The organism is Streptomyces sp. ADI95-16 (assembly GCF_003721495.1).
In the GTDB taxonomy this organism is placed as follows: domain Bacteria; phylum Actinomycetota; class Actinomycetes; order Streptomycetales; family Streptomycetaceae; genus Streptomyces; species Streptomyces goshikiensis.
The window spans coordinates 1,563,114-1,585,973 of record NZ_CP033581.1 but is presented as its reverse complement, the minus strand read 5'-3'; the positions used below and the strand labels follow the sequence as shown (position 1 = coordinate 1,585,973).

At 67.8% G+C, this 22,860-nt stretch carries 18 protein-coding genes and 4 pseudogenes; 13 read left to right on the top strand and 9 right to left on the bottom strand.

Features of this window, described 5'->3' with window-relative positions; all coding sequences use genetic code 11:
* Positions 1-66 precede the first annotated feature (66 nt).
* Positions 67-963 carry a RimK family alpha-L-glutamate ligase gene (locus EES41_RS06630; RefSeq protein WP_123076485.1) on the top strand — a complete coding sequence of 299 codons (897 nt, stop codon included), beginning with the start codon at positions 67-69 and terminating at the stop codon, positions 961-963.
* Between the two features lie 6 nt (positions 964-969).
* Here EES41_RS06630 and EES41_RS42805 read toward each other — a convergent pair.
* Positions 970-1,128: pseudogene (locus EES41_RS42805) on the bottom strand (WD40 repeat domain-containing protein); the annotation flags it as partial.
* Positions 1,129-1,788: 660 nt separating this feature from the next.
* Here EES41_RS42805 and EES41_RS06615 point away from each other — a divergent pair.
* The 4 genes from EES41_RS06615 (at position 1,789) to EES41_RS06595 (ending at position 4,956) form a co-directional block, all read left to right on the top strand.
* The gene (locus EES41_RS06615; protein WP_164495639.1) at positions 1,789-1,983 is read left to right on the top strand and encodes a PGPGW domain-containing protein; all 195 of its coding nucleotides are present in this window, start codon (positions 1,789-1,791) and stop codon (positions 1,981-1,983) included.
* 25 nt (positions 1,984-2,008) lie between these two features.
* Complete coding sequence (locus tag EES41_RS06610; protein WP_123076483.1) at positions 2,009-2,323, top strand: hypothetical protein; 315 nt, start codon at positions 2,009-2,011, stop codon at positions 2,321-2,323.
* Positions 2,324-2,692: 369 nt separating this feature from the next.
* Positions 2,693-3,745: a hypothetical protein gene (locus EES41_RS06600; protein WP_254211349.1), complete on the top strand. Its 1,053-nt coding sequence runs from the start codon at positions 2,693-2,695 to the stop codon at positions 3,743-3,745.
* Complete coding sequence (locus tag EES41_RS06595) at positions 3,742-4,956, top strand: hypothetical protein (RefSeq protein WP_254211348.1); 1,215 nt, start codon at positions 3,742-3,744, stop codon at positions 4,954-4,956. The genes EES41_RS06600 and EES41_RS06595 overlap by 4 nt, the downstream gene beginning before the upstream one ends.
* A 96-nt stretch (positions 4,957-5,052) precedes the next feature.
* Here the strand turns inward: EES41_RS06595 and EES41_RS06590 are convergent, their stop codons facing one another.
* The gene (locus EES41_RS06590) at positions 5,053-6,123 is read right to left on the bottom strand and encodes an LCP family protein (RefSeq protein ID WP_123076475.1); all 1,071 of its coding nucleotides are present in this window, start codon (positions 6,121-6,123) and stop codon (positions 5,053-5,055) included.
* Positions 6,124-6,582: 459 nt separating this feature from the next.
* Here EES41_RS06590 and EES41_RS06585 point away from each other — a divergent pair, with 459 nt between their 5' ends.
* From EES41_RS06585 to EES41_RS06555, 7 genes and pseudogenes are all read left to right on the top strand, one after another.
* Positions 6,583-8,310, top strand: coding sequence for a stealth family protein (locus tag EES41_RS06585; RefSeq protein ID WP_123076473.1), 1,728 nt, complete (start codon positions 6,583-6,585; stop codon positions 8,308-8,310).
* A gap of 187 nt (positions 8,311-8,497) precedes the next feature.
* Positions 8,498-9,007 carry a hypothetical protein gene (locus EES41_RS06580; RefSeq protein ID WP_123076471.1) on the top strand — a complete coding sequence of 170 codons (510 nt, stop codon included), beginning with the start codon at positions 8,498-8,500 and terminating at the stop codon, positions 9,005-9,007.
* A 253-nt stretch (positions 9,008-9,260) separates the two neighbouring features.
* Positions 9,261-9,532: pseudogene (locus EES41_RS06575) on the top strand (transposase); the annotation flags it as partial.
* Positions 9,427-9,831 (top strand): group II intron maturase-specific domain-containing protein, encoded by a 405-nt coding sequence (locus EES41_RS06570; RefSeq protein WP_254211735.1) that lies wholly within the window; start codon positions 9,427-9,429, stop codon positions 9,829-9,831. The pseudogene EES41_RS06575 and the gene EES41_RS06570, both read left to right, overlap by 106 nt.
* A 481-nt stretch (positions 9,832-10,312) precedes the next feature.
* Entirely contained in the window at positions 10,313-10,951 is a 639-nt protein-coding gene (locus tag EES41_RS06565) for a hypothetical protein (RefSeq protein WP_123076469.1), read from the top strand.
* A 196-nt stretch (positions 10,952-11,147) separates the two neighbouring features.
* On the top strand, positions 11,148-11,813 hold the full coding sequence (locus EES41_RS06560) for a hypothetical protein (protein ID WP_123076467.1): 666 nt from the start codon (positions 11,148-11,150) through the stop codon (positions 11,811-11,813).
* Positions 11,814-11,822: 9 nt separating this feature from the next.
* Positions 11,823-12,773 carry a DUF1254 domain-containing protein gene (locus EES41_RS06555; RefSeq protein WP_123076465.1) on the top strand — a complete coding sequence of 317 codons (951 nt, stop codon included), beginning with the start codon at positions 11,823-11,825 and terminating at the stop codon, positions 12,771-12,773.
* 393 nt (positions 12,774-13,166) lie between these two features.
* Here the strand turns inward: EES41_RS06555 and EES41_RS06550 are convergent, their stop codons facing one another.
* The 5 genes and pseudogenes from EES41_RS06550 to EES41_RS06525 form a co-directional block, all read right to left on the bottom strand.
* The gene (locus tag EES41_RS06550) at positions 13,167-13,751 is read right to left on the bottom strand and encodes a TerD family protein (RefSeq protein ID WP_123076463.1); all 585 of its coding nucleotides are present in this window, start codon (positions 13,749-13,751) and stop codon (positions 13,167-13,169) included.
* Between the two features lie 333 nt (positions 13,752-14,084).
* Positions 14,085-14,393, bottom strand: a pseudogene (locus EES41_RS06540) (transposase); the annotation flags it as partial.
* A 494-nt stretch (positions 14,394-14,887) separates the two neighbouring features.
* A complete protein-coding gene (locus EES41_RS06535; protein ID WP_123076461.1) occupies positions 14,888-15,670 on the bottom strand; it encodes an enoyl-CoA hydratase-related protein in 783 nt (260 codons plus the stop codon).
* A 15-nt stretch (positions 15,671-15,685) separates the two neighbouring features.
* On the bottom strand, positions 15,686-16,990 hold the full coding sequence (locus EES41_RS06530; RefSeq protein ID WP_254211292.1) for a hypothetical protein: 1,305 nt from the start codon (positions 16,988-16,990) through the stop codon (positions 15,686-15,688).
* The gene (locus EES41_RS06525) at positions 16,987-18,528 is read right to left on the bottom strand and encodes an amino acid adenylation domain-containing protein (RefSeq protein ID WP_174261652.1); all 1,542 of its coding nucleotides are present in this window, start codon (positions 18,526-18,528) and stop codon (positions 16,987-16,989) included. Before EES41_RS06525 ends, EES41_RS06530 begins: the two co-directional genes overlap by 4 nt.
* A gap of 806 nt (positions 18,529-19,334) precedes the next feature.
* Between EES41_RS06525 and EES41_RS06520 the strand changes: the two genes are divergently transcribed.
* Positions 19,335-20,444, top strand: coding sequence for an IS630 family transposase (locus EES41_RS06520; protein WP_123076457.1), 1,110 nt, complete (start codon positions 19,335-19,337; stop codon positions 20,442-20,444).
* A gap of 7 nt (positions 20,445-20,451) precedes the next feature.
* On the opposite strand, the pseudogene EES41_RS44140 reads toward EES41_RS06520, so the two are convergent.
* Positions 20,452-21,570, bottom strand: a pseudogene (locus EES41_RS44140) (IS630 family transposase).
* Between the two features lie 798 nt (positions 21,571-22,368).
* Entirely contained in the window at positions 22,369-22,839 is a 471-nt protein-coding gene (locus EES41_RS06510) for an ATP-binding protein (RefSeq protein ID WP_164495766.1), read from the bottom strand.
* Between the last annotated feature and the right edge of the window lie 21 nt (positions 22,840-22,860).

Here is a 22,860-nt window from a genome sequence, read left to right as displayed (position 1 = left end):
CCTCGTGGGCCGCACGGCTCGGGAGACAGGACCAACGAATGTCCGGGGAACATGAGGAATAGCCCGATGAGGCTCTGCTTCCTGGTGGAGGAGCAGTACCGCCACGACGGCATGCCGAACGAGGTGATCCGCCGACTGCGCGCGTGGGGGCACCGTGTGGATGTCGTGAGGCCGGGGGGATCGCTGCTTCGCATGTCCGGCCTGATGGACACCGGGGCGTACGACGCCTGGGTCCTCAAGACCGTCTCCGGCGGCCCGGGGTTGACCCTGCTCGAGGCAGCAGCGGGGCTCGGGACGACCACGGTGAACGACGCCCGGTCGATCCGCGGGGTACGGGACAAGGCGCTGGCCGCCGCCATCGGGCGGAACCGAGGGCTGCCGCTGCCGCCTACGTACGCGGTGGCGCGCGCCGAACTCCTGAGGGAGATACCGGCGGCTGAATACCCGCTCGTCGTCAAACCCGCGGACGGGAGTTCCGGGCGAGCGGTACACCTGGTGTCCTCGCCGGCGGGGCTGGAGCAGCTGCTGCCACTGCTCGTGGATGAGGGCCTGCTCGTAGCCCAGCCGTACGTCCCCAACTCCGGTACCGACCTCAAGGTGTACGCGGTCGGAGGCGAGCTCTTCGCTACCGAACGATGCTCCCCGCTGCACCTCGATCCGTCGGTGCGGGAACGGCAGGTGCCGTTGTCGGTGGAAGTGGCGGCGATCGCCGCACAGGTAGGGGCTGTCTACGGGCTCGACCTGTACGGGGTGGACGTGCTGCTGGGCCCGGAGGGGCCAGTGGTCGTCGACGTGAACGACTTCCCCAGCTTCCGCCAGGTGCCCGACGCGGCAGCGCGGGTGGCGCGCGCCGTATTGGAACTGGCACGGGCGGGTGCTGCGCCGTCGCCGGAGTCCATCCCGTACATCCTGCCACTCGCCAGGACCATGGAGACGACGGCTGGGGAGGAGAGCACCGTGTGAGGCAGTCGGCTCGGGGAAGCGATAGATCCAGACGTGGTCCCAGCTTCCGCTGCGGTTGTCGCCGCTGTCGCCGACGTACAGCTGCCCGTCCGGCGAAATCGCCCTGATGTCGCGTGGGGTGCCGATGCCCGTGAGGGTGAGCCGAGCAGCCCGTTGACCAGGACGATCGGCCCGATCAGGGCGAACGCTCCGGCCACGATCCGGAAGAAGCCGACACCCACGAATGACTCCCGGGCCCGCCCGAACGGTACGGATCCGACAGACATCCGGTGGAAGCGCTGAGCCGCCCCCCTGAAGTCCGTCACGACGATCCAGCCGAAGCCGGTCGCCCACACCCCCCACGCCACCGAGAACAGCGCTCCGCCCCCGCCATTGCCCGACACCCTTGCCCCCTCGCCTTGCCGTCAGCCTGTACGCACGGCACACGCTAAGCCGCGATACATTCCGGCCAACATGCCAGATGTCGGCAGTCTCCAGGCCCGCTCGGCGCACGATCGCACCGTCCCGACGGGCGGCCGTCCGTACCCGCGCACCGGTCCTCTCTCACGACCACCATCGCGCGCGCAGCGCTCGAAGACGCAGCGGGCCAGTCGGGATGCGAACCGGTCCTGACGGTCACACCCTCTCCCGACGGGGCCCGGCATTGCCGGTATCCGGCAACGTTCTCGCGGGCTGCCTACGGAGCACGGCCCTGGTCAAGCCACCTCGCCACCGATAGCGTGTAGGGAACGCGTCAAGATCCGACGCATGGTGTGCCGGGAAGTCTGGTCGCCGTCCCAGGGGCCGTGTGCCCGCGACCCATCGAGATCCAGAAGGCGCCCCGCGATGACCCTCAGCTGCAGACCGCTGCCCGAACGACGGATCGGCATAGTCCTGAGCGCCTTGGGCGCGCCCGTCATCCTGGCTGGAGCCGTCTGCTACGTACTGCCCGGACCTGGCTTCCACCTGCTGGTCACCGGGTTGGCCCTCCTGATCACCGGCCTCGTCATGACCGCCTCCGACCGCGTTCGACGCGGCTGAACGCGATCCGGAAGGAACACCGGCCATGAAGTGGCAGTGGATCGGCCTGGTCCTGTTCTCCCTCACCCTGCTGCCCGCAGGTCTGGCCATGGCCTCCGACCGGGTACCGCGGCGCCTGCGCGGCAGGCTCGCACCGATACGGCCCCGTGGCCTGGCCGTCCTGCTGATCTATGCCACCGCACCCGTCAACGCGATACCGCGCCTGGCGGGGGCCTCGCCGGACACGACGCTGATGTGCACGGCCATCGGTGGCGCCTTGGGCATCGCCGGCGCCCTTGTACTCGGCTTCGCCACTCACCGGCCCCGTCACCGCCCGCCCAAGCCTGCGCGAAGCGCGTGACGATGCGCCCTTCCCCCTCCCCGCGCCACCGCAGACTGCGCGAGTGCGCGTCCGTCATCACATGGTGGGCGGCGCTCACCCTCGGCCTCTGGCTGCTGGGCAAGGGCTTGGGCCGGCCCACGGGCCTCCCTGGGTGCGCGGCCTCGGCGGCCCTGCTGACCGCGGTGGGAGAGACCGGCGACTGGATACGCCGACGGTGGACAGCGTGTCGCCAGGGCAACAGCAGCGGCACACGACTCCGCTGAGGCCGCACATACCAAAGGGAGGCGCCTCCAACGGCCTTGCCACATCGAACTACCATCGGCGCGTTCGCGCTGATCCACGCGATTCACAAGGGGGAATGAGATGGGCGCCGGTAACCGGCGACGAATGAGGACGCTCGCCGTTGCGGCAGGTGCGGCGGTACTCGCTTCGGGAGCCGGCCTCTACGGACTCAGCGAGACCGGCAGTTGGCCCTTCAAGGCGAGCTACTGCTGGGGGGCCTGGCAGGAGGACAGCGGTCCGGACTTCCTCGGCGAGAAGGCGCTCGGCAAGTCCGGCTCCGAGCGGCGGGCCAAGGAGTCGGCCGCGCCCTCGGCCGCCAGGCCGAACGCCACGTGCACGGTCACCATCGCCTCGTCGGTTCCCGACGACGACTCCGACGACCCGCTCACCTTCGACGAGCGCGTGACTCTCGCGTACGGTCCGGTTCCGGCGGCGGCCGAGGAACACCGTGCGTGGATAGCCCACTTCTTCGACGGGTCGGCCTCGCCGTTGCCCGACGGACTGAACGGGCTGGTCGCCGGCGATCGAGCCATGCTGGTGCTTCCCGAGGCCTGCGACGTGTCCGGCAGGCCATCGGTGGTCACGATCCGCAGCGAGGGCTGGGGCGACGGCCATCTGGGAAAGAAGGCCATGTCCTTCGCCATCGGCAGCCGCATAGATGTCGCCCGGATGCTGCTGGACGCGGCCAACACCACCATGTCGAAAGCAGGGTGCAGCCCCGGCAAGCCGCTGCGCTCGACGTCACCGATCGCGGTCACCGCCGAGAAGGAGGACAGGGCCGCCACCCCTCTGTGTCGGATTCCGGGGGTGACTTTCGAATTCCCGAAGGACCCCGCCCACCAACAGCGGGTGGGCATGGTCGCTGAGCGTCTCCAGACGTGTTCCGCCGTGTGGCGCGCACGCGGGGTGCCCGACGAGCCGGCCGCACAGTTCGTGATGGCGGCCGAGCCCCGCATGGCGGCCCTGTTCGACGGGCTTCCCGAGGGCGTCGGCCAAGGCCTCGTACGGGCCACCTGTGACGGGCGGACCACGGTGTTCTACGGGAACGTCGAGCCCGGACTCAAGGCCCGGAGCCGGCCCGACGAGCGGCAGGTGTTCGCGAACTTCGTGAAGTCCGTCGGCGAGCGCATCGGATGCAAGGCAGGGGAGAACGCGTGAGCGCGGACGGAAACGGACCCGAAGCGGAAGAGAACACCGTGGCGAGCGACGAGGACAGCGTGCCCCCGGCGGTGGAAAGCGGCCCGGATCAGCTCCCCGAGCCGGTTCCCGCCCGGCCCTCGTGGGTGCGCCGGCTGCTGCGGAACCGGTCGGCGCGCGCCACGGTCGCGGCCACCTTGGCCGGTGCCCTGCTTGGAGCCGGCACGGTGGCCTGGCAGACCGGCACCCTTCCGCTGCTCGGCCCGGCACCCTGCTGGGATTCCCTGAGCGACTCGACGATGTCCGCCCTCTTCGGGGAGCGCCGGACGGAGGTCGAGGAGCAGAGGCTGCAACCCGACTCACGCGGTCGCGGCTTGGTCTACGGCCAGTGCCGCATCACCAGTTACAAGGGCGACCAGGTCAGGAGGCAGCTGACCATACGGGTACACAAGCTGGACGGGCTGTACGGAAGCGACGCGCGGCAGTGGCCCGAGGAGTTCCTCGCGGCCGGCATGGTGGCCCTGGGCGAGGGACTGCCCGGTATGGCGTCCTCGTCCCGTGCCTGGCTGCCGGTTCCCCAGTCGTGCATCGGCAGGCCCGGCGAGTTCGAGGGCCCGGTCGTGGTCGATGTCGGCATGGGCCAAGCGGGCCTCGACATCGAATCCGAATACGACCGGGAGGACCGCGCCGCGCTGGCCCACGCCGTAGTGGACGCGGCCAACGGCGTCATACGCGACTTCGGCTGCTCCGGGGTCTACCCGTCGCCCGACCTGCCGAAGGACGTCGTCACCTGGCAGAACTCGCAGCCGGACGCCTTCTGCGGCATCAAGGGGCTCACCCTCCCGGCGGAGTACCGCGAGAGCCTGGCGCGCATCCGGATCAGCGGAGACGGCGCCCCCGCCCGGATCTGCGAGTCGGCTCGCGACTACCCCAAGGCCTCGGTACGGCTGACGACCGTCGTGGAACCGACACTGGCGGACGTCTTCTCCCAGGACGTCCTCAAGGGAGGGACGTCCTTCAAGGGCCCCAACGGATACGGATCGTTCAACGTAACCCGGGCCGTGTACCGCGCGCGCTGCCAGAGCGGATACGTGATCTTCATGCTGGAGCAGAAGGACAGAATCGGGAAGACCGACTTCGCGTTCCTGCGCACACTGCTCCCCGCCTACATCGAGGCGGAATCCGAACGCATCGGCTGCGGCACCGAGAAAGTGACGATGCCACAGCCCTGATGGTTGGCGGGGGCGGCCGATCAGCAGGTCCGCCCCCGTGTTCCATCCGGCACAGCCGTCCAGTCCAGCAGGGAGGAGGGCGGATTCGCGGGTGTGTCAGTTGCCTGTGGCCGGTGACTTCTTCGCGGATGCGGGGATCTTCTGGTCGGCGCGGAGGGCTTCCCAGAGCTGGCCGGCTTGGGGCTGGGCGACGACGACGCGGTTGGGGTCGACCTTGTCGTAAGCGACCGGGAGCATGATCGTCTCCATGGTGGCGGGGTCGACGCCCTTCATGCTCTTGGCGAAGTCGGCCAGTGCGGCGAGGGAAGCGAGGTCGGAATCGGTGGTGAGCGACCGGGTCCCGGCGTCGGCGAGCTTGTAGAGGCGGGCCGGGTTGCCAGTTGCGTCCTGGTTCTTGATGTCGGTGAGCATCGCGAGGAGGAACTGCTGCTGGAGGCCGATGCGGCCCAGGTCGCTGCCGTCGCCGTAGCCGTATCGGGTGCGGACGAACTTGAGCGAGTCGGTGCCGTTGAGCTTGTGTGTGCCGGGTTCGAGGGTGAAGCCGCCCTTGGTGTCGTGGATCGGCTTGTCGATGGTGACCGTGACGCCGCCGAGAGCGTCGACGAGCTCCTTGAAGCCGGCGAAGTCGACCTCGACGAAGTGGTCGATACGAATGCCCGACATCTGCTCGACGGTGTTCACCACACACGCCGGACCGGCCGCCGTGTAGATGGAGTTGAACATCACGCGCTTTGCGGGCGGGATGGTGCCGCCGTCCTTCTCCCTGCATTGGGGCCTGTCGACCAGAGTGTCGCGGGGGATGCTGACCGCGGTCGCCCTGGACCGGCCCTCGGGTATGTGCATCAGCATCGCGGTGTCGGAACGGGCGCCGCTCACATCCCCGTGATCGAGCTCCCCGTTGGCACCGCCGCGGGAGTCCGAGCCGAGGACCAGGACGTTCTGCGCGCCGGTGACGACTTTTTGCGGCCGGTTGTCGCCGATCGCCTGGTCCAGGTCGACGCTGTCGATGTTGCCGTTGAGGTGGCTGTATCCCCACCAGGCGGCCCCGCCCGCGAGCAGCAGCAGAACCAGCAGGCTCGCGGAGATGATGCGGAACGCTCGCTTGCCACGGCTGGCACGGCGCGTGGGTCTGCCGTGCGTGCGGCGGGGTGCGTTGGCTTCGGTCATGTCGTGGTCGTCCTCTGGTGTCAAGGTGCGGTGGGCGCGGGGCGCGATCGGAGCCGACCGGAATGCCGGGCGGCGTCGGGGCGGACGGAGCAGCCGGGTCCTATGGCGCTTCCCACCGTGATTCGCGTGCACTATAGGCAAACGGGTGCGGCGCTATTGCCCATGGGCATCGGACCGGTGCATGACCTGCTCCCTCAGCCGCAAGGCGACCCGCGAGCCGTAGGCGCACCGACTCCAGGTGCAGTGACATCTCCCAGCCTCAGAGCGCCGAGGCTGCTAGCCATCAGGGCCTGGCAATCCACCCGGCGCCGGAACGCAGGTACCGCGGCCGGGTAGTCGAGGCATCGCTGAGCGTGACGGTGGTGTGCTGGGCTTGCGCGATGGGAAACGACCGTGAAAGCTCAGGTGAACCCGGCGCACGGTCGGGGAAGCGACGGGGTCTCGTGAGGTGACGACAGGATGGGTGGCCTTTCCCGCATCCCGCTGCCGGTCGGCCTTCGCCGTGTCGCCCGCGCCGCCCTGGGCAAGCCTTCGTTGGTGGCCCGGCAGCCCGCCGCGCCGCAACGGGAGCAAATAGCGGCGACGGGTCCCCGAGAACCGTCCAGGTCGCGCGAGGACGAACTGGTGGAGGCTCTGCCGGGAGTGATCCGTTATCGCGGGCGGCTGGCCCGCGTCCGTGACGACCTCCTGCCGCCCGATGTACGGGAGGCCAGTCTGCGCACGGCGGCCGAGGCGCTGGAGGCGGGCGGCATCGCGTACGGCCTCGTTCCCGACGGCGGCTTGGCCCACCGGCTCGCGATCGCCCCGGGGGACCGCGATGCCGCGCTCAAGGCCTGGGCCCATGCGTGCGCGGGCCTGCCGGTGTACGCGCAGCTGCTGGGCGACGGCGGGAATCTCGGCGAGGTACTGGTCGAGACGCTGCCCGACGCGGTCGCGGCCAAGGAAGCCGAGCGCCGGCCGGACGCCGGTCCGGCCGACGAGGACCCGTACCACAAGGTGAAGGGAATCCGGCTGTACGAGCCTGCCGTGACCTCGGGCCACACCCTGTACTACGGCCCCGACCACGGATGCGACCTGGAGTTCTGGGAGCCTTCCGACTCGGGGGCCGGCGGTGTCGCCACCCTGCGTGAAACCCCGTACGGATGGTGGCTCCCTTCCCTGACAGCCACCACCGCACCGCGGGTGGGCCCCCGCGACTACCCGGTGATCGACGTGCTCGCCCGGCGGTTTCCAAACGACATCGACTTCCCCGTCGACGCAGTGATCACCTGGGTGGACGCCTCCGATCCCGCATGGCGCCGCCGCCGCGATCTCGCCGCGGCCGACATGGACAACGACACGCGATCCGGTGTCGACCATGCCGATCACCGCTACCGCGACCGCGGCGAGCTCCGCTACTGCCTGCGCTCCATCGCCGCCTACGCACCCTGGATCCGCCGCATCTTCCTGATCACCGACGACCAGCTGCCGTCCTGGCTGGCCACCGAGAACCCTCGGATCACCGTCGTACAACACCGTGAGCTCTTCTCCGGCACCGATCACCTGCCGGTGTTCAACTCGCACGCCATCGAGAGCCGGCTGCATCGCGTCCCCGGCCTGTCCGAGCACTTCCTCTACTTCAACGACGACATCTTCCTCGGGCGCCCGCAGCAGCCTCAGAACTACTTCCTGCCCTCCGGCCTGCCCAAGGTGTTCCACGACTCAAGGGCTGTGCCGCCCGGCACGCCGGACAGCACGGACGACGTGTTCACCGCCTCGCAGAAGACCACCCGGCAGGTAGTCGAGGAAGCCGTCGGCCGCACGTACCCGCATATCCTGGCCCACACCCCCTACCCCCTCAGGCGGTCCCTCTTCGCCCACGTCGAGGACACCCTGCCCGGTCTGCTCTCCGCCACCAGCCGCTCGGTCTTCCGCAGTGCCGCCGACATCGCCCCGGTCACACTCGCAGCCCACCTGGGCCTCGCCGACGGCCGCGCTGTGACGGGTGAACTCGCCCACGCCTACGTCTCCACCGGCAGCAGGGACGAGATCGAACGGCTGCCCGACCTGGTCCGTGACCGATGGCCGGACGCTTTCTGCCTGGCCGACGACGAGAGCACCACCTTGTCCGCACGGGAGCAGCAGCAGGTCGTCACGACCTTCCTGGAGGCGTATTTTCCGGTTGCCTCACCGTACGAGAAGGCGTAGTCCGGCGTACGCGAACCCACCCGGCCACCGCACCTCCATGCCATCGGGGCCCGGCTGCGGCGGACACCGCGTCGCACCCTGCGTCAAAACTGCATAAAGATTGCCGGTGGCAGGCAATGAAAGAACCCGACACGAGTGCGACGATCGCATCGTCCATCGATATCGCACAGTCGGCCAGGAGGCGCGCATGGGCTTGTTTCTGGGTCTCGGCATTGCCGGCCTCGTGCTGCTGGCTGCCTCATTGGTGTTCGACGGAGTCCTGGAGGGTCTCTTCGACGGTGCTGTCGGCGGCCTGTTCGACGGATGGCTGTCGCTTCCGGTGATCGCGGGCTTCGTCTCGATGCTCGGTTTCACGGGAGCGATCATGCTCGGGTCCACGGGGCTCGGGCCGGGGCCGGCCGCTGCCGTCGGAGCCGTCGCTGGGGCGGGCGCCGGCTGGGTCACGTGGCGGCTGAGCCGAGCCCTGATGCGGGACCACGGCGGGGACGCCCCACGTGGCGAGGAGCTCATCGGATCTTCGGGCAGCGTCGTGACCGCCATCCCCGCGGACGGATACGGCGAGGTCCTGCTGCGGCTGGCCGGCCAACCCGTGAAGTACACGGCCACAACCGACACTCTACTGGAGCGTGGCGCCGAGGTATGGGTCACCGCCATCCTCTCGTCAACCTCCGTCGCTGTTCGTGCCGTGCAGCACTGACAGAACACCCCACAGATCTGCTGACGACATCCGTCTGCCCATCCACCATCGATCTGCCACAGGGGCAGGAGGGGATCCCTCATGAGTCCAGTCGTCACCGCGGTCGTGGGAGTCGTCGTACTCCTCGTCCTGTTCGCCCTGGTCGTCGTCACCCGCTACAAGGTCGCGGGGCCTAGCTAGGGCCTGTGTGATGTCGTGATCAGCTGCTGGGTTCTGTCCTCTTCGCGGGGTGGAATCCGGTAGGCCTGGGGTTGTGACGCGCAGGCAACTCACCCATGCCAGTGGAAGTTCATCGAGCCGTATCTGCCGATCGGTAGGTACGGTCCGTATCCGGAGCGGTTGCGGGAGCAGTTCGAGGGTGTGATCTGGCGGTTCCGTTCCAGTGGTCAGTGGCGGGAGATGCCTGCCGAGTTCGGTCCCTGGGCCACCGTCTACGGCCGCTTTCGTGTCTGGCGGGACGCCGGTGTCTTCACGGCCCTGCTGGAAGGCCTGATCGCCCAGGGGGCCCGGGTGGGCAGAACGGACGGGAGCTGCGGTCCTGGCACCTGCACACCCGCTCGGACCTGTCCTTCCAAGAGCTCGCCCGCAGGATCAACCCTGTCGTGGCGGGTTGGATCAACTACTACGGCCGCTTCAGGCCATGGGAGCTGATCCCCTTCGTGATGCGTGTCAACGCCTACCTGGTGCGCTGGATCCGCCAGAAATACGAACGGCTCGCGGCCAAACGGAAGGCCATCGCGAAGATGCAGGAGATCGCCCGGCGATATCCCCGCATGTTCGCGCACTGGCGCCTCACTCCCACCGCGAACGCCGTGGTGATCTGATGATCAGGACGACAAGAGCCGTGTAACGGGAGACTGTTACGCACGGTTCTGTGAGAGCCGGAGGGTGAAAGTCCCTCCGGCTACTCGGCAGCCGCCCACGGCGAACGTCTGACTCGGAGTCCACGGGGTCGCGATGGTGTTCCCGCGGTAGCGGTAGCGGGTCACTGCGACGCTGGATGCGCCGGTGAACACGACTCCGTTGTAAGCGACCTCCAAGCTTCGTCGCAGAAACAACCGTTTCTGATAGTCGCGCGGCCCTTCGCCGTGGCGCTTCTCGGTACGGCGGGCCGCACGGCGTGGCACCCGAGTGCAGGCCGAGAAGCTGTATACCGTTTGCCCGGATATCTTCCAAGAGGAGAGACGGCCCGACAGGCTGCCTCGGAGAGCCGGAGCCCGTCCAAAGGCCCGGCCAACGGGGCCACGACGACCCCGTTCAGAGACGGAGAGCCAGCGCATGTCAGCAACGCCAGCCGAAGGTACCGTGACCAAGCTGTTCGAGGGTATCCACGGCGTGCCTCACGCCGAGATCGTCGTCTTCACCAAGGACGACGAAGGGCCCGGGGCCAAGGGCATCGTGTACAATACTCTGGGCCTGCCGTTGGACTTCACCGACGATCAGTTCCGTGCCCTGGACCCCGAAGCTTTGGCCACGGAGTTCCGCGGGGACGCGGTGTGGATGAACGGGCCCCGCCGCGTGCTGGCGGACAGTGTCAGCGTCGAGCTGTTCGACGAAGGCCGGGTGACCTCTGTGGACGGCATCGCGATGCAGACCATCGCCGATGTCCACGTGCCCGACCTGGAGGCGTTCCTCAGCTCCCAGCGGCCGCCCTACACCCAGCTCCTGGTGAACCGGACGACGATGTGGACCTTCAGGAAGGGCCGCCAGGTCCACGAACTGATCTCCCCCGACGGGCACGTGTTCGTCATGCAGAGCCTCTCCAGGCGCGTCGACCCGAACCTGGACCCCGACCGGCTGGCCACCCTGGGCGCGCGACTGAGCCCTCCCGCCGGCTGGGAGTACCGCGTCCGCACACTCGAGGAAGACCTGCTGGTGGGCGCCCGCGGCGACGCGCACATCGTTCTCGACGAGTTCGAGAACAACTACCAGCGTGAAGACTGACCGGGCGCTTCTCCCCGATCGGCACCGGTCTGCGGCATCCGCGTAGCTCTCTCGGTCCGGCCGGGCCGGCAGCTCGGCCGGACCCCCGACCTCCGCCACGTGGTCCTTCGTATCTCCGGATTGCCGGCGTTGCCTGCCTCACCCGTTCGCAAGTCAGAAGGTGCGGTGGTCAGGCCGGGGTACCAGGGTTGGCCACATGACCGACAAGCAACTGGATCTGGAGAATGCCCGGGCCTATGCCCAGGGCGAGATCTTCCTGCTGCGCCAGGCAGGTGACGGCTTCGACGCGCTCGTCTACAACACCACGGGGTTCGGCCCTTGCCCGGCGGAGGAATTCGCGGCGATCGACACCGAGCAACTGGCGCAGGACACCGGGTCCGATCGGGTGTGGAAGAACCCGAGGCGGTTCTGGATGATGGACGCGCTGACCGTCGCCATCGCCGGCGAGCCCCGCAAGCTGGGGGGCCTGATGTTCAACTGCCTGGCCGACATGAAGATGCCGGCCGATTTCGACCCGCAGCGGGACCAGTCGTCGATGGCCTACCGGCCGATGAAGATCCACCGCAACAGTACGTACAAGTTCCTGAGCGGGCGTCCGGTCTTCATGCTGCGCTCGCCCGACGGGATCACCTGGGTGATGCAGACCTTCACCGATCACGTGGACCACGGCCTCACCGAATCAGCGCTCCCCGCCATGGCCGAGCGCCTCACACTGCCCGACGGCTGGACGTACAAGGCGCGGACCCTGGACCGGGACCTGACGATCACCACAAGCGGTCTGGCGAACATCGTCCCCGACGACCTGGCCAACATGTACCAGGGCTGCGTCGACGGCGTGAACAACTTCGACCCCTGGGACTGAGCACCGGCCATGAGCGACAAGGTCAAGGTGACGGTCGAAACCTTCGTCCGGGCCGAATCCAACCGCGCGATGGCAAAGCTGATGACGATCTGCGGTGGCGTCAACCGGTGGCATCACAACCGGATGCCGACACCGCTCGACCAGCAGACATCCGTCCGGAGCAACCGCGACACGCTCTACAGCTACACCGTGGTCGACCTGGCCGAAGGCGCCACCGTCACGATGCCGGACAGCGGCGCACGCTACGCCTCGCTCATGGTTCTCAACCAGGACCACTACGTCAACCAGGTCATCCACACGCCCGGCGAGCACCGGCTCACCATCGAGGACCACGGCACCCGCCACGTACTCCTCTTGATGCGCGTCCTAGCCGACCCGGGCAACCCCGCCGATGTCGCTGAGGCCAATGCTCTGCAGGACGGTCTGCGGCTGTCCGCGGGGTCGGCTGAGCCGCTCGTCGTGCCGGAATACGACGAGGATTCCCTCAGCGCCGTGCGGGACGCGCTGGCCGCGCTTGGCCGGACCCTGCCCACAACCGAGGGCATGTGGGGCCGCCGCGAAGAGGTCGACCCCGTGCGGCACCTCATCGGCACTGCGACGGGTTGGGCCGGCCTCCCCGAGGCCGAGGCCATCTACCTGACGGTCGAACCCGGCCTGCCCGTCGGGAAGTACCGCATCGTGGTCGGAGACGTGCCCGTCGACGGCTTCTGGTCGATCTCCCTCTACAACGCCGAGGGCTACTTCGAAGACAGCCGTGAGGGCGGCTGCGTCCTCAACCAGTACAACGCCCAGAAGGAGGCGGACGGCTCGATCGTCATCAACCTCGGAGGATGCGCCGACGGCCGGCCCCACTGCCTTCACCTCATGGACGGCTGGAACTACACCGTCCGGCTCTACCGACCACGCCCCGAGATCCTCGACGGCACCTGGACCTTCCCGACCGTGGAACCCGTCGACTGAAGACGTCCCGCAATCGGTGCCCGGACCTGTCGCCCTGCGCAGCGTCCGGGGATCTCTCCACGCCCTCGCCACCGACACCACCCTCAGCGGGGGACTACTGGTGTCTAGTTGCGGGGCAGCCACCCGGCAGCGAAGTCCTCCTTCCGCTGGCAGGCGGAGGTGCCTTGGGGCGCCCCATCCTGGCGCGGCGTTCCCCCAACCGGGTACGAGGCTCGCTGAAGCATCGGCATCAACGTGACCGCAGATCGACGTCTCCAGGTGTGACTTCGAGCGCTGCCTGGCGGACCGCGCGTACGGCGCTGCGTCAGAGGGCCGTTTTGATCTCTGGACGGCGGCTTCCTTGCACGGTAGTTGGCGAGTCGGAGGTTCAAATCCGCCAACCACCGACCTCCGCTACTTGCTCATGGCGAAGCGCATCAGGGCGTGCTCGTCCCCCTGCTTGATCTTCCCGGTCTCATTGATCACCTGGAGTTTCCATCCCGCGCCATCCCTGGTCGCCTTGGCCACGGCGCAGCCGTTATCGGTGGTGAGCAGGCTCGGCCAGATGTCGGCGACCTGATGGGTGCTGCCGCCCGTGGCGTCGTACACCTTGAAGCTGATGTTCCGGGCGTTCTGGAAGGCGCTGCGCTTCTTGTACGCGGCGGCGATGAACACGATGGAGGTGATGGTGGACGGCACCTGGTCGAGCGCGACGGTCACCGTCTCGTCGTCGCCATCGCCGTGCCCGGTCTGGTTGTCTCCGCTGTGCACCAACGAGCCGTTGCCCAGCGGGTCCAGAGAGTCAAGGCCGGCCAGTCGCACCGGCTCCGCCCCCGACATCGCGATGGCGATCAGGTCGAGGTCTGTGCCGGTCTTCTGGCGGATCTTCCCCAGAAGCCCGCCGCTACTTCCGACGGTGGGGTCCCAGGACACTCCGATGGACAGATGCGTCACCCCGTCCAGATCCGCCGGGCCGTCTTCCTTCTTGAGCGTGATCATGCTCGATCCTCTTGTCGATCGATGGGCTGTTACACGTGAAGTGTGCCTTGTGCCCCTCGCTATTCCCTCCACCAGGTCCGGCATCTGCAGCTACGCCCGCGGAGCTGACTGACCGCTCAAACTTGATGACGGACGGTCAAAGTGCGGGGGCGGCGGTGAGGCCGGCCACGAAGCTCAGCTCGGCGACGTCGGCTCCGGGTACAAGGCGGGTGAGTTCGGAGAGCAGGGCGGCCTGGGCGAGGACCCGCGCAGGCAGCAGGGCGGTGGCCTCCTCGCGGGCGGCGGGGTCGGCATAGTGGCCGCGGTGCGCGGCGAGGGGTGACGGCGAGCCCGGTCGTCGACCGACCGGGTGGACACGCCGTGGAAGTAAGCCTCCATGATCACCGCGTAGAGGGCCTGGTCGATCCGGCGCCGCCGCTCCAGCAGGGCGGGGAAGAAGCTCCCCGACCGGAGCTTGGGGATCGCGAGGTCCAGGTCGCCGGCCTGGGTGGTCGGCGTCTTGTCCCGGTGGCCGTTGCGTAACGCGGTGCGCGTGTCGGTGTGCTCGTTCCACTCCGCGCCGATCCTCGCGGTGGCCTCGGCCTCGATCAGTTCCTGGAGCATCCGCTCGGCTACCCTGCGGACGAGTTCGAGCCCGTCCATCGAGCGTAGTGACTCCAGCAGGCGTAATAGGTCATGCTGAGACAGGGCCACCGGACACCTCCGTTGTTGAACTGGCCGTTCGCTACGAGTAGTTGCGCGGTGGCTTCTCTCATGCGCAGAGAGCGTGAGCCCTCCGTGGGTGTACACCCGGCGAGCAAGCCCGCGCACACATCGTCCTTGATCGGCTACACCACATGACGGGACGCCATCTTCGCGATTCGGCGAGTACAGCACGCACGAGCTCGGCATCCAGCCCGAGGCGTACGAGACGAAGCTGGATGTGGACCTCACTTTGCTCCGTGAGCAGGACCCGGCCGCCACTGGCTTCGGCCAGGCCGCCTGAACGAGTCCGGCCGGGTCGGCGTCATCAGGCCATGGACAAGACGCGCGAGCTCATCAAGGACGAGGTGCGGGACTTCCTATGGCACGTACGGCGGATTCCTCTCAGTGCGCCGGCTCCGCCGCGGTGCCGGAATGGAGCCTCGCAGCCACGGTCACTGTCCGGTGAAGGTGGGTTCTCGCTTGTGCAGGAAGGCCTGCATGCCTTCCTTCTGGTCCTGGGTGGCGAAGAGCGCGTGGAAGGTGCGGCGTTCGAACAGCAGGCCGTCCTGGAGGCCGGTTTCCAGGGCGCGGTTGACGGCTTCGCGGGCGGCGAGGACGGCCGGTTTGCTGTGGGAGGCGATGGTGCGGGCCGCGGCGGCTGCTTCTTCGGCCAGTCGGTCGGCGGGAACCTGCCGGGAGATGAGACCGGCGTGTTCGGCCTCGGCAGCGTTCATGGTGCGGCCGGTGAGGATCATGTCCATGGCCCGGGCTTTGCCGATGAGGCGGGTCAGGCGCTGGGTGCCTCCGATGCCGGGGATGACGCCGAGTCTGATTTCGGGCTGGCCGAAGACGGCGTTGTCGGCGGCGATGACGAGGTCGCACATCATGGCGAGTTCGCAACCACCTCCGAGTGCGTAGCCGGCCACGGCGGCGATCTTGGGGGTGCGAAGGCCGGCGAACGTCTCCCAGCCGGCGAAGTGGTCCTCGGCTGCCATCTGGGTGGCGGTCTTGGGTGCCATCTCGGTGATGTCGGCACCTGCGGCGAAGGCTCGTTCGGACCCGGTGATCACGAAGCAGCCGATGCCGGGGTCGCGGTCCAGTGGGAGCAGCGCGTGGTTGAGTTCGCTCATCAGTTCGCTGCTGAGTGCGTTGAGGACGTCCGGGCGGTTAAGGGTGACGGTGACGACCCGGTCGGCCCGGTTGACATGGATGGTGCGGTACTGCGTGTCGGTCATGTCGTGTGGTCCTTCTCAGGAGTCCCAGATGGCGCCGTAGGCGGGGATGCCGAGGCGTTCCAGGCCGTGGACGACCTGCCAGGTGAGTTTCTTGTTGGAGATGCAGATGACGGCCTCGGCGCCGAAGTCTTGGTATGCGGCGTAGGCGAGGCGCACCATGTCGGGTTTGCCGTGCTCGTTGGTGTCCCAGATCACTGCGCCTGGCTGGACGGTGAGGATTTCCTCGACGAGGGTGTCGCCGTAGGTTGCGCGGGGGGTGCGGGTGGCCCACACCAGGCGGGAGGGGACCTGGGCGGCCAGCAGGTGGGGCAGGCAGGGGCCGATGCCACTGCCGGTGGCGACGTAGACGACCTTGTGAAAAAGGGTTTCGATGTTGGCAACGCCTGCCGTGGTGATGCCTTTGACCCAGACGTGGGAGGGCAGGTCGTCGATGAAGGCGCCGGTCCAGTCTCCGGCCCGGGAGATGGTGAGGCGGAATCCGCTCTGCCCGGGTGCGGGCACGTTGGCGAAGGAGTGCCATTCGGTCAGTGGGCTGCGGCTGATGGCGGTCGAGGAGCCGGCGAACGGGGTCTCGCCGTGGTCGAAGCGGGCGATGGCCACGTGGGGTGAGGGGCGCTCGATATGGACGGGTACCTTGCGCAGCCGGAGCCAGGGCAGCGCGATGCTGAAGGTCAGCACGGCCAGGACCCATATGCCGGGGTCGGTGAGCGGTGCCGCCGCCTGTGCCTGCAGTGACAGCAGGGTCTGGGCCCAGAACAGGGCAAGAGCTGCCCAGCCACCGAACCGGTGGGTACGTTCGAACAGGTCATGGTGCCGGGAACGCAGAGGGGGCAGCGCGATGACGACCACGGCGATCAGCAGCGCCAGCAGCAGGTAGGAGACGGCCAGCACCTGTGCAGGGGCCCGCTCCACGGTCAGCATCGCAGTCTGGGCGAGGAACCAGCAGGTGCCGGCGAGTGCGCCGCCGACGTGGAGGCCGCCGAAGTGGTAGACCTTCGCGAGCATCCAGCGGATCCGCAGCGGCCAGTGCAGCGGGGCGGCCGTGGCGATCCGGAAGAGCGCGTTGATCACGTACTGCTGGCGGATCAGGACCGTCAGGGCGAAATTCGCCAGCACCAGGCGGCCCGTCGTATGTGCGTTCAGCCCGTCGCCGGCGAGCCGGACAGCGAGAACGATGAGGTTGGCCGTCAGCACGAGGGCGATCAGCCGGTTGTGGTGCATCAGCCGCGGGTGTTTCCACACACGTCGCACACGTGAAATGGGCCGGGGCAGTGTGATGTCCTGCGGACGGTCCGGAAGTGTCCCGGGAGGCGTCCTCATCGCACGGTCTCCTGAGCCCCGTGGCGCTCGGCCAGGCGTCGAAGGGCCTCTTTGTCGATCTTGCCGCGGCTGGTGCGGGGCAGTTCGGGCAGGATGTGCACCGTCTCCGGGACGCAGTAGTAGGGAAGGGCATCGGCCACGGCCTGCCGGGCGGCCGCGGAATCCAGTCCGGCCGGCGAAGCGAAGGAGACCAGGGTCCGCTCGTCCAGCTTCAGCGTTGCGGCACGCACACAGCCGGGCAGGCCCTCCAGCACGGCGGAGACAGCGTTCAGCTCGACCCGGAAGCCACGGACCTTCACCTGGTCGTCGGTACGGCCGAGGATTTCCAGCTCGCCGTCGGCAGTCCAGCGGCCCAGGTCGCGGGTGCGGAACATCAGCCGCCCGCCGCCGAGAAAGGGATCGGCCACGTACCGCTCGGCGGTGAGTACGGGATCACCGAGATAACCGGCGGATATCCCCTCACCACCGGCCCACATCTCGCCGACCTCGCCGACCGGCAGCGGGCGACGCTGCTCATCGAGGATGTAGACGGTGTTGTTCGGGGTGGGACGGCCGATGGTGAGCCGGCCCGCGGAGGGGGTGTGGCGCTGCATCGTGTTGACGATGGTCGTCTCGGTGGGCCCGCAGGAGTTGTAGAACGTGCAGTGCGCCGCCCACCGGTCGGCCAGCTGCCGGGGGCACGGTTCCCCCGCGACGGCGACGACCTTCACCCGATGGCACGACGCGGGGTCGATGCCGCTGAGGATGGTGGGCGTGGAGATCACCACATCGGCCCGACGAACCGCTTCCGCGATGTCCTTGCCCCGGATGATGAGAGTCGCCCCATGGCTGAGCGCCCCTAGGATCTCCCAGGCGGCCATGTCGAAAGCGATGTTGAGTATCTGAGCCACGCGCTGTCCCGGACCGATGCCCAGTCCACCCGGCTCGTTGAACAGCAGGTTGCACACATTCCGGTGGGTGACCACGACCCCGTTCGGGGATCCGGTGGTGCCGGAGGTGAACAGTACGTAGCAGCCGTCATCACCCCTGGCGGGCCGGGCCGGAACGAACCGCGCCTGCTGCTCGGACAGAGGCTCCGCCATCACCGCATCGACGGCAATCAGCGCCACTCCCTCAACGGCCGGGATCAGATGCGCGTGCTCGCCCGCCGTCAGCACCACTCGGGCCCTGGTCGCTGCGACGATGTGCCGCAGCTGCTCGGCCGGCGCGGCGAGCGCATCCTGGGGCACGTACGCCGCCCCCGCCTTTAGCACCGCGAGCAGACCCACCAGCAGCGGAATTCCTCGCCGCGTGAACAGCGGCACGCAGTCACCGGGACCCACACCTGTGGCCTCCAGCACCGACGCCAGCCGGTCGGCCTGACGGTCCAGTTCGCCATAGGTGATCGACTCACCCAGGAACTCAGCCGCAACCGCCATCGGCCGACCGGCCGCCTGGACCTCGACGGCATGGTGAACGCAATCGTAAGGAACCTCGGCGGCCGAACCCCAGCCAAACCTGCGGAACAACTCCTCCTGACCGGCCTCACCGTGGGACACCTGCCCTCCAGCACCACAACCACCAGGCTCTGCCAAGCCCACTGCACCCTTGAGTACTCGCTGATCCACCGGTGACCCTCTCCATCGGGAAACGGACAAGACGGCCCGGGGCGCACATACGCCACATGCGCCACGTCCGCTACACCGACTCCACAGCCTCAGCCCGCCGCACACCAGAGGAATCGGGTCGACGTCATACACCGGTAAGCATTGGTTGAAGTGGCAACAGGCCCTGCCGCCGGAACCTGGACACCAAAGAGACCTGGATCTTGATGGTCGACGAGACGTTCACCCTCGCCCTGGAAGGCGGGGAGGATCTCAGCGTCGAGCGTCTGCCTGTCGCACCGGCCCCGACCCGATCTGAGCGGGCTGGTCCTGGAGGCGATCGGGGTGGCCCCGCAGGCCCGCGGCCTGGCCGTCGATCCGCACATCTGGCGGTGTGCGCTCATCGTGTCAGTCCCGAGCTGCCCGGTGTGGAGGGTACGTACAGCGAGGTGACGATCGCGATGGAGGAGCGGAAGTTGGGTATCTCCAGAGAGTGTGGGAGAAGGAAGTGGTGGGGGCCGGGCTGTGGACACTCTCAATTCCCATACCTCTCCCAGGTGACCCTGCGAATCCGGCTCCGCCGCTGTTCAGCGGCCTTCTCATCTGGGAGTACCAGTGACTGTTGTCTGGATCAACGACTGTGTCGACATAAGGCCAGGTCGGCGTCCTGCCTGCTTCTATTCGCTCCGAAACCTAGCCCTACTTAGCTATAGCTAGCCTCAGCTAGTGTCCTGAGTCTTAAATTTCCATATAGTTGAGTCATGACGCGCCCGGGACCGAAGCTTGCGCCGCTGGATCTGACTGATGCTGAGCGATCGGTGTTGGAGGGTTGGGTGCGGCGGCGTAAGTCCGCGCAGGACATGGCGATGCGGGCCCGTGTGATTCTGGCCTGTGACGATGTCGGGGAGGACGGCTTTCCCGTGTCGACGCGTGTGGTGATGGAACGGGTCGGCGTGTCCCGCGACACCGTCTCGAAGTGGCGTAAGCGTTTCCTGGCGGACCGTCTCGACGGGTTGTCGGACGAGCCGCGTCCGGGCCGGCCCCGCACGGTGATGGACGAGCAGGTCGCCGATCTGATCGCCCGGACGCTGGAGTCGAAGCCGGAGAACGCCACGCACTGGTCGACCCGGTCGATGGCGAAGAAGACCGGGTTGTCGCAGTCGACCGTTTCCCGGGTGTGGCGGGCTTTCGGCTTGCAGCCGCACCGGTCCGAGACGTTCAAGCTGTCCACGGACCCGTTCTTCGTCGACAAGGTCCATGACGTGGTGGGGCTGTATCTCGATCCGCCTGAGCGGGCGCTGGTGCTGTGTGTGGACGAGAAGTCGCAGATCCAGGCACTGGACCGGTCCCAGCCGGTGCTGCCGATGATGCCCGGGGTGCCCGAGCGGGCCAGTCACGACTACGTCCGCGCCGGCACCACCACGCTGTTCGCGGCCTTCGACGCGGCCACCGGCAAGGTGATCGGGTCCCTTCATCGCCGGCACCGGGCCGAGGAGTTCAGGAAGTTCCTGAACAAGCTCGACAAGGAGATCCCTGCCGGACTCCAGGTCCACTTGATCTGCGACAACTACGCGACCCACAAGACCGCGGCGGTCAAGAAGTGGCTGCTGGCCCATCCCAGGTTCCACATGCACTTCACGCCCACCAGCTCGTCCTGGCTGAACCTGGTCGAGCGGTGGTTCGCCGAGCTGACGAACAAGCGGATACGGCGAGGAGTCCACAAGTCGGTCCAGGCGCTGGAGAAGGACATCCGCACCTGGATCGCCACTTGGAACGAAGACCCTAAGCCTTTCGTATGGACCAAGACCGCCGACCAGATTCTCGAATCCCTCGCCTCATACTGCCGACGAATTACCGACTCAGGACACTAGTGCCGGATCAGGCAACGTTTGCCCTGTCGACGACGGCGCGTAGGCGCCGGTCATCGGCGTGGCGGTTTCGCCAGATGATGTAGCGGCGGATCATGCTGCCCTGCTCTTTGTGATCGGCGTGGTCCGTGCCGTCGAGGGTGAAGTAGCGCAGGGCCGTGAACTGGGCCTCGATGCGGTTGAGCCAGGAGCTGTTGGTCGGGGTGTAGGCCATCTCGACGTTGTTCGCCGCGGCCCAGGTGCCGACGCGCTGGCACCTCTTCGTGGTCAGGTGCGGGGAGAAGTTGTCACTCACGATCGCGATCCGGACCTCGGCTGCGCAGGTAGCGGCAGAACTCCAGGAACTGGGTGCGCCTCTTGATCGGTTTGATGTGGCCGTAGAGCTTGTCTTTGGCCAGGTCGAGTGCGGCGAACAGGTGTCGCACTCCGCCGTAGCGGTTGTAGGTGGCCCGGCGCCGTCGGCGTGGTTCGCGGTCGGGGTCCTTGTGCTTGCCGCCGCGCTCGGCCCATTGCCGTCCGGGGTGGGGCATCAGGTTGAGCGGGCCGAACTCGTCCATGCAGAAGATGACTTCGGGCTCGCCGTCCTCGGGGATGACCTCGCCGTCGGCGATCGCATACAGGTGCTCGACGCGGGCCTTCTTGGCCGCGTAGTCGGGGTCGCGGGAGGTCTTCCAGGTCTTCAGGCGTTGGAGACGCCTTCCTCGCGGAGCAGGATGCGCAGGCCCTCGTGGCTGATGTCGTCGACCACCCCCTCGGCGACCAGGAAGTCCGCCAGCTTGGTCAGGCTCCAGGTCGAGAACGGCAGGTCGTGCTCAGTCGGCTTGGACTTCGCGATCTTCTTGATCTCGCGGCGTTCAGGCAGCGTGAACGTCTTGGGCCGGCCGCCGGAGTACTTCGGATACAGCGAGTCGAAGCCGTCCGTATTGAAGTTGTGGATCACATCCCGGACCCGGTCATCGCTGGTGAACGACACCTCGGCGATCTTCGCCACCGGCATGCCCTGCGCGGATAGCAACACCATCTGGGCCCGCCGCCAGGTCACCACCGACCCGGTGCCCCTGCGGATGATCCGCAGCAGCCGCCTTCCCTCGTCGTCATCGATCTCGTGCACACGTACTCGTTCTGCCACCCCGACAGGGTGACCCTCACGCGCCGCCCGGCACAGCACCCGGACGGCGCGTCACATCACAACAGGGCAAACGTCGCCTGATCCGGCACTAGCCACCTCACACCCCCGGATCAACGCTCCCGGAGCGATCCAGCCACCTCGAAGATCATTTCGTTAGGAGTTCTTAGGGCGGGGAGGATGTCAATGACCTGTCTTGGCAACGGTGGCGGGCGACGGCGTTGGTGGTGCACCGCCACCCCGAGTCGGGCAAGGAACTCAAGCGGATGGCGTACCCGCGTCGCGTGGATGCCAGCGGCAGCCGAGAGCGCGAGATCCCACTGGCCGCCCTGCACGAGACGGCGGAGGTAGACCGATGACGATGACGTCCAAGGACCGTGCGGAGCGATCCGCGCGGCAGGCCGACGCGATGCGCGCCGGGGCGCCGCCGCTGGCAGGCCTGAAGGAGGCGCTCGCCCGCGTAGGCATTATCGTCCCAAGCCCCGGGGCCGGATACCCGGTCAACGGCACCGCAAGGGTCGAGCTGGGAGGCTGCAACGCGGGGCTGGCCACTCGGTTGGCCGAAACCCTGAACACGGCGGCGGCCGTCCTGCCTGAGTTCCATGCCTTCCCTGAGCGCCGGCACTCCACGCGGCGCGGCGACCGTACGGGACGGGGACCTCGTCCGGCTGGAGGACGGCACGTTGCACACCGCGCAGGGCACACTCTTCTCCGCAGCCGGCCCCAAAGGAAACGCTGCGCGGGATTCCGTCGCCCGCCTCTTCCTCCGCGTCCGCCGGGAGGCGGAGCGTGTCGAGGCGGTCATGCCGCCCCGTGTGTTTCAAGGGCGGCGTCGCGGGCGGGATATGGCAGTTCGGGTGTGGGCGTCGTCGGTTTGTTGGGGCTTGTCCGGAAGAGGTCGTGGCTGTTTCCGTGGGTGGTGGGGGGCGGTGGTGCCATCTCGAACCAGACGGCTTTGCCCGTCGGGGTGGGTGTGGTGCCCCAGTCGGTGGCGATGGCCGCGATCAGCATGAGGCCGCGGCCGCTCTCGGCGTGGTGTGTGCATCCTCGTGGGGAGGGCAACTCGGGTGCGGTGTCGGTGACCTCGACGCGTAGTCGTGTGCCGGTCCACAGGACGGTGAGGGTGGATGGTCCGGTGGTGTGGCGTACGGCGTTGGTGATGATCTCGCTGCACAGCAGGGCGAGTTCGTCGAGTGTTTCGCCGGTCAGTCGCAGGTTCCATCCGTGGACGACGGCGAGTACGAGCCGGCGGGTTTTCGGTACTGCCTGCATGTCCGCGGCTATTGGGAAGCT

Bases quoted from the DNA above. Each gene is read 5' to 3' on its own strand.
- EES41_RS06560 (WP_123076467.1), top strand. From the start codon at position 11,148: ATGACCGACAAGCAACTGGATCTGGAGAATGCCCGGGCCTATGCCCAG.
- EES41_RS06530 (WP_254211292.1), bottom strand. From the start codon at position 16,990: ATGAGGACGCCTCCCGGGACACTTCCGGACCGTCCGCAGGACATCACA.
- EES41_RS06590 (WP_123076475.1), bottom strand. From the start codon at position 6,123: ATGACCGAAGCCAACGCACCCCGCCGCACGCACGGCAGACCCACGCGC.
- EES41_RS06580 (WP_123076471.1), top strand. From the start codon at position 8,498: ATGGGCTTGTTTCTGGGTCTCGGCATTGCCGGCCTCGTGCTGCTGGCT.
- EES41_RS06510 (WP_164495766.1), bottom strand. From the start codon at position 22,839: ATGCAGGCAGTACCGAAAACCCGCCGGCTCGTACTCGCCGTCGTCCAC.
- EES41_RS06520 (WP_123076457.1), top strand. From the start codon at position 19,335: ATGACGCGCCCGGGACCGAAGCTTGCGCCGCTGGATCTGACTGATGCT.
- EES41_RS06630 (WP_123076485.1), top strand. From the start codon at position 67: ATGAGGCTCTGCTTCCTGGTGGAGGAGCAGTACCGCCACGACGGCATG.
- EES41_RS06555 (WP_123076465.1), top strand. From the start codon at position 11,823: ATGAGCGACAAGGTCAAGGTGACGGTCGAAACCTTCGTCCGGGCCGAA.
- EES41_RS06600 (WP_254211349.1), top strand. From the start codon at position 2,693: ATGAGGACGCTCGCCGTTGCGGCAGGTGCGGCGGTACTCGCTTCGGGA.
- EES41_RS06610 (WP_123076483.1), top strand. From the start codon at position 2,009: ATGAAGTGGCAGTGGATCGGCCTGGTCCTGTTCTCCCTCACCCTGCTG.
- EES41_RS06615 (WP_164495639.1), top strand. From the start codon at position 1,789: ATGACCCTCAGCTGCAGACCGCTGCCCGAACGACGGATCGGCATAGTC.
- EES41_RS06535 (WP_123076461.1), bottom strand. From the start codon at position 15,670: ATGACCGACACGCAGTACCGCACCATCCATGTCAACCGGGCCGACCGG.
- EES41_RS06585 (WP_123076473.1), top strand. From the start codon at position 6,583: ATGGGTGGCCTTTCCCGCATCCCGCTGCCGGTCGGCCTTCGCCGTGTC.
- EES41_RS06550 (WP_123076463.1), bottom strand. From the start codon at position 13,751: ATGATCACGCTCAAGAAGGAAGACGGCCCGGCGGATCTGGACGGGGTG.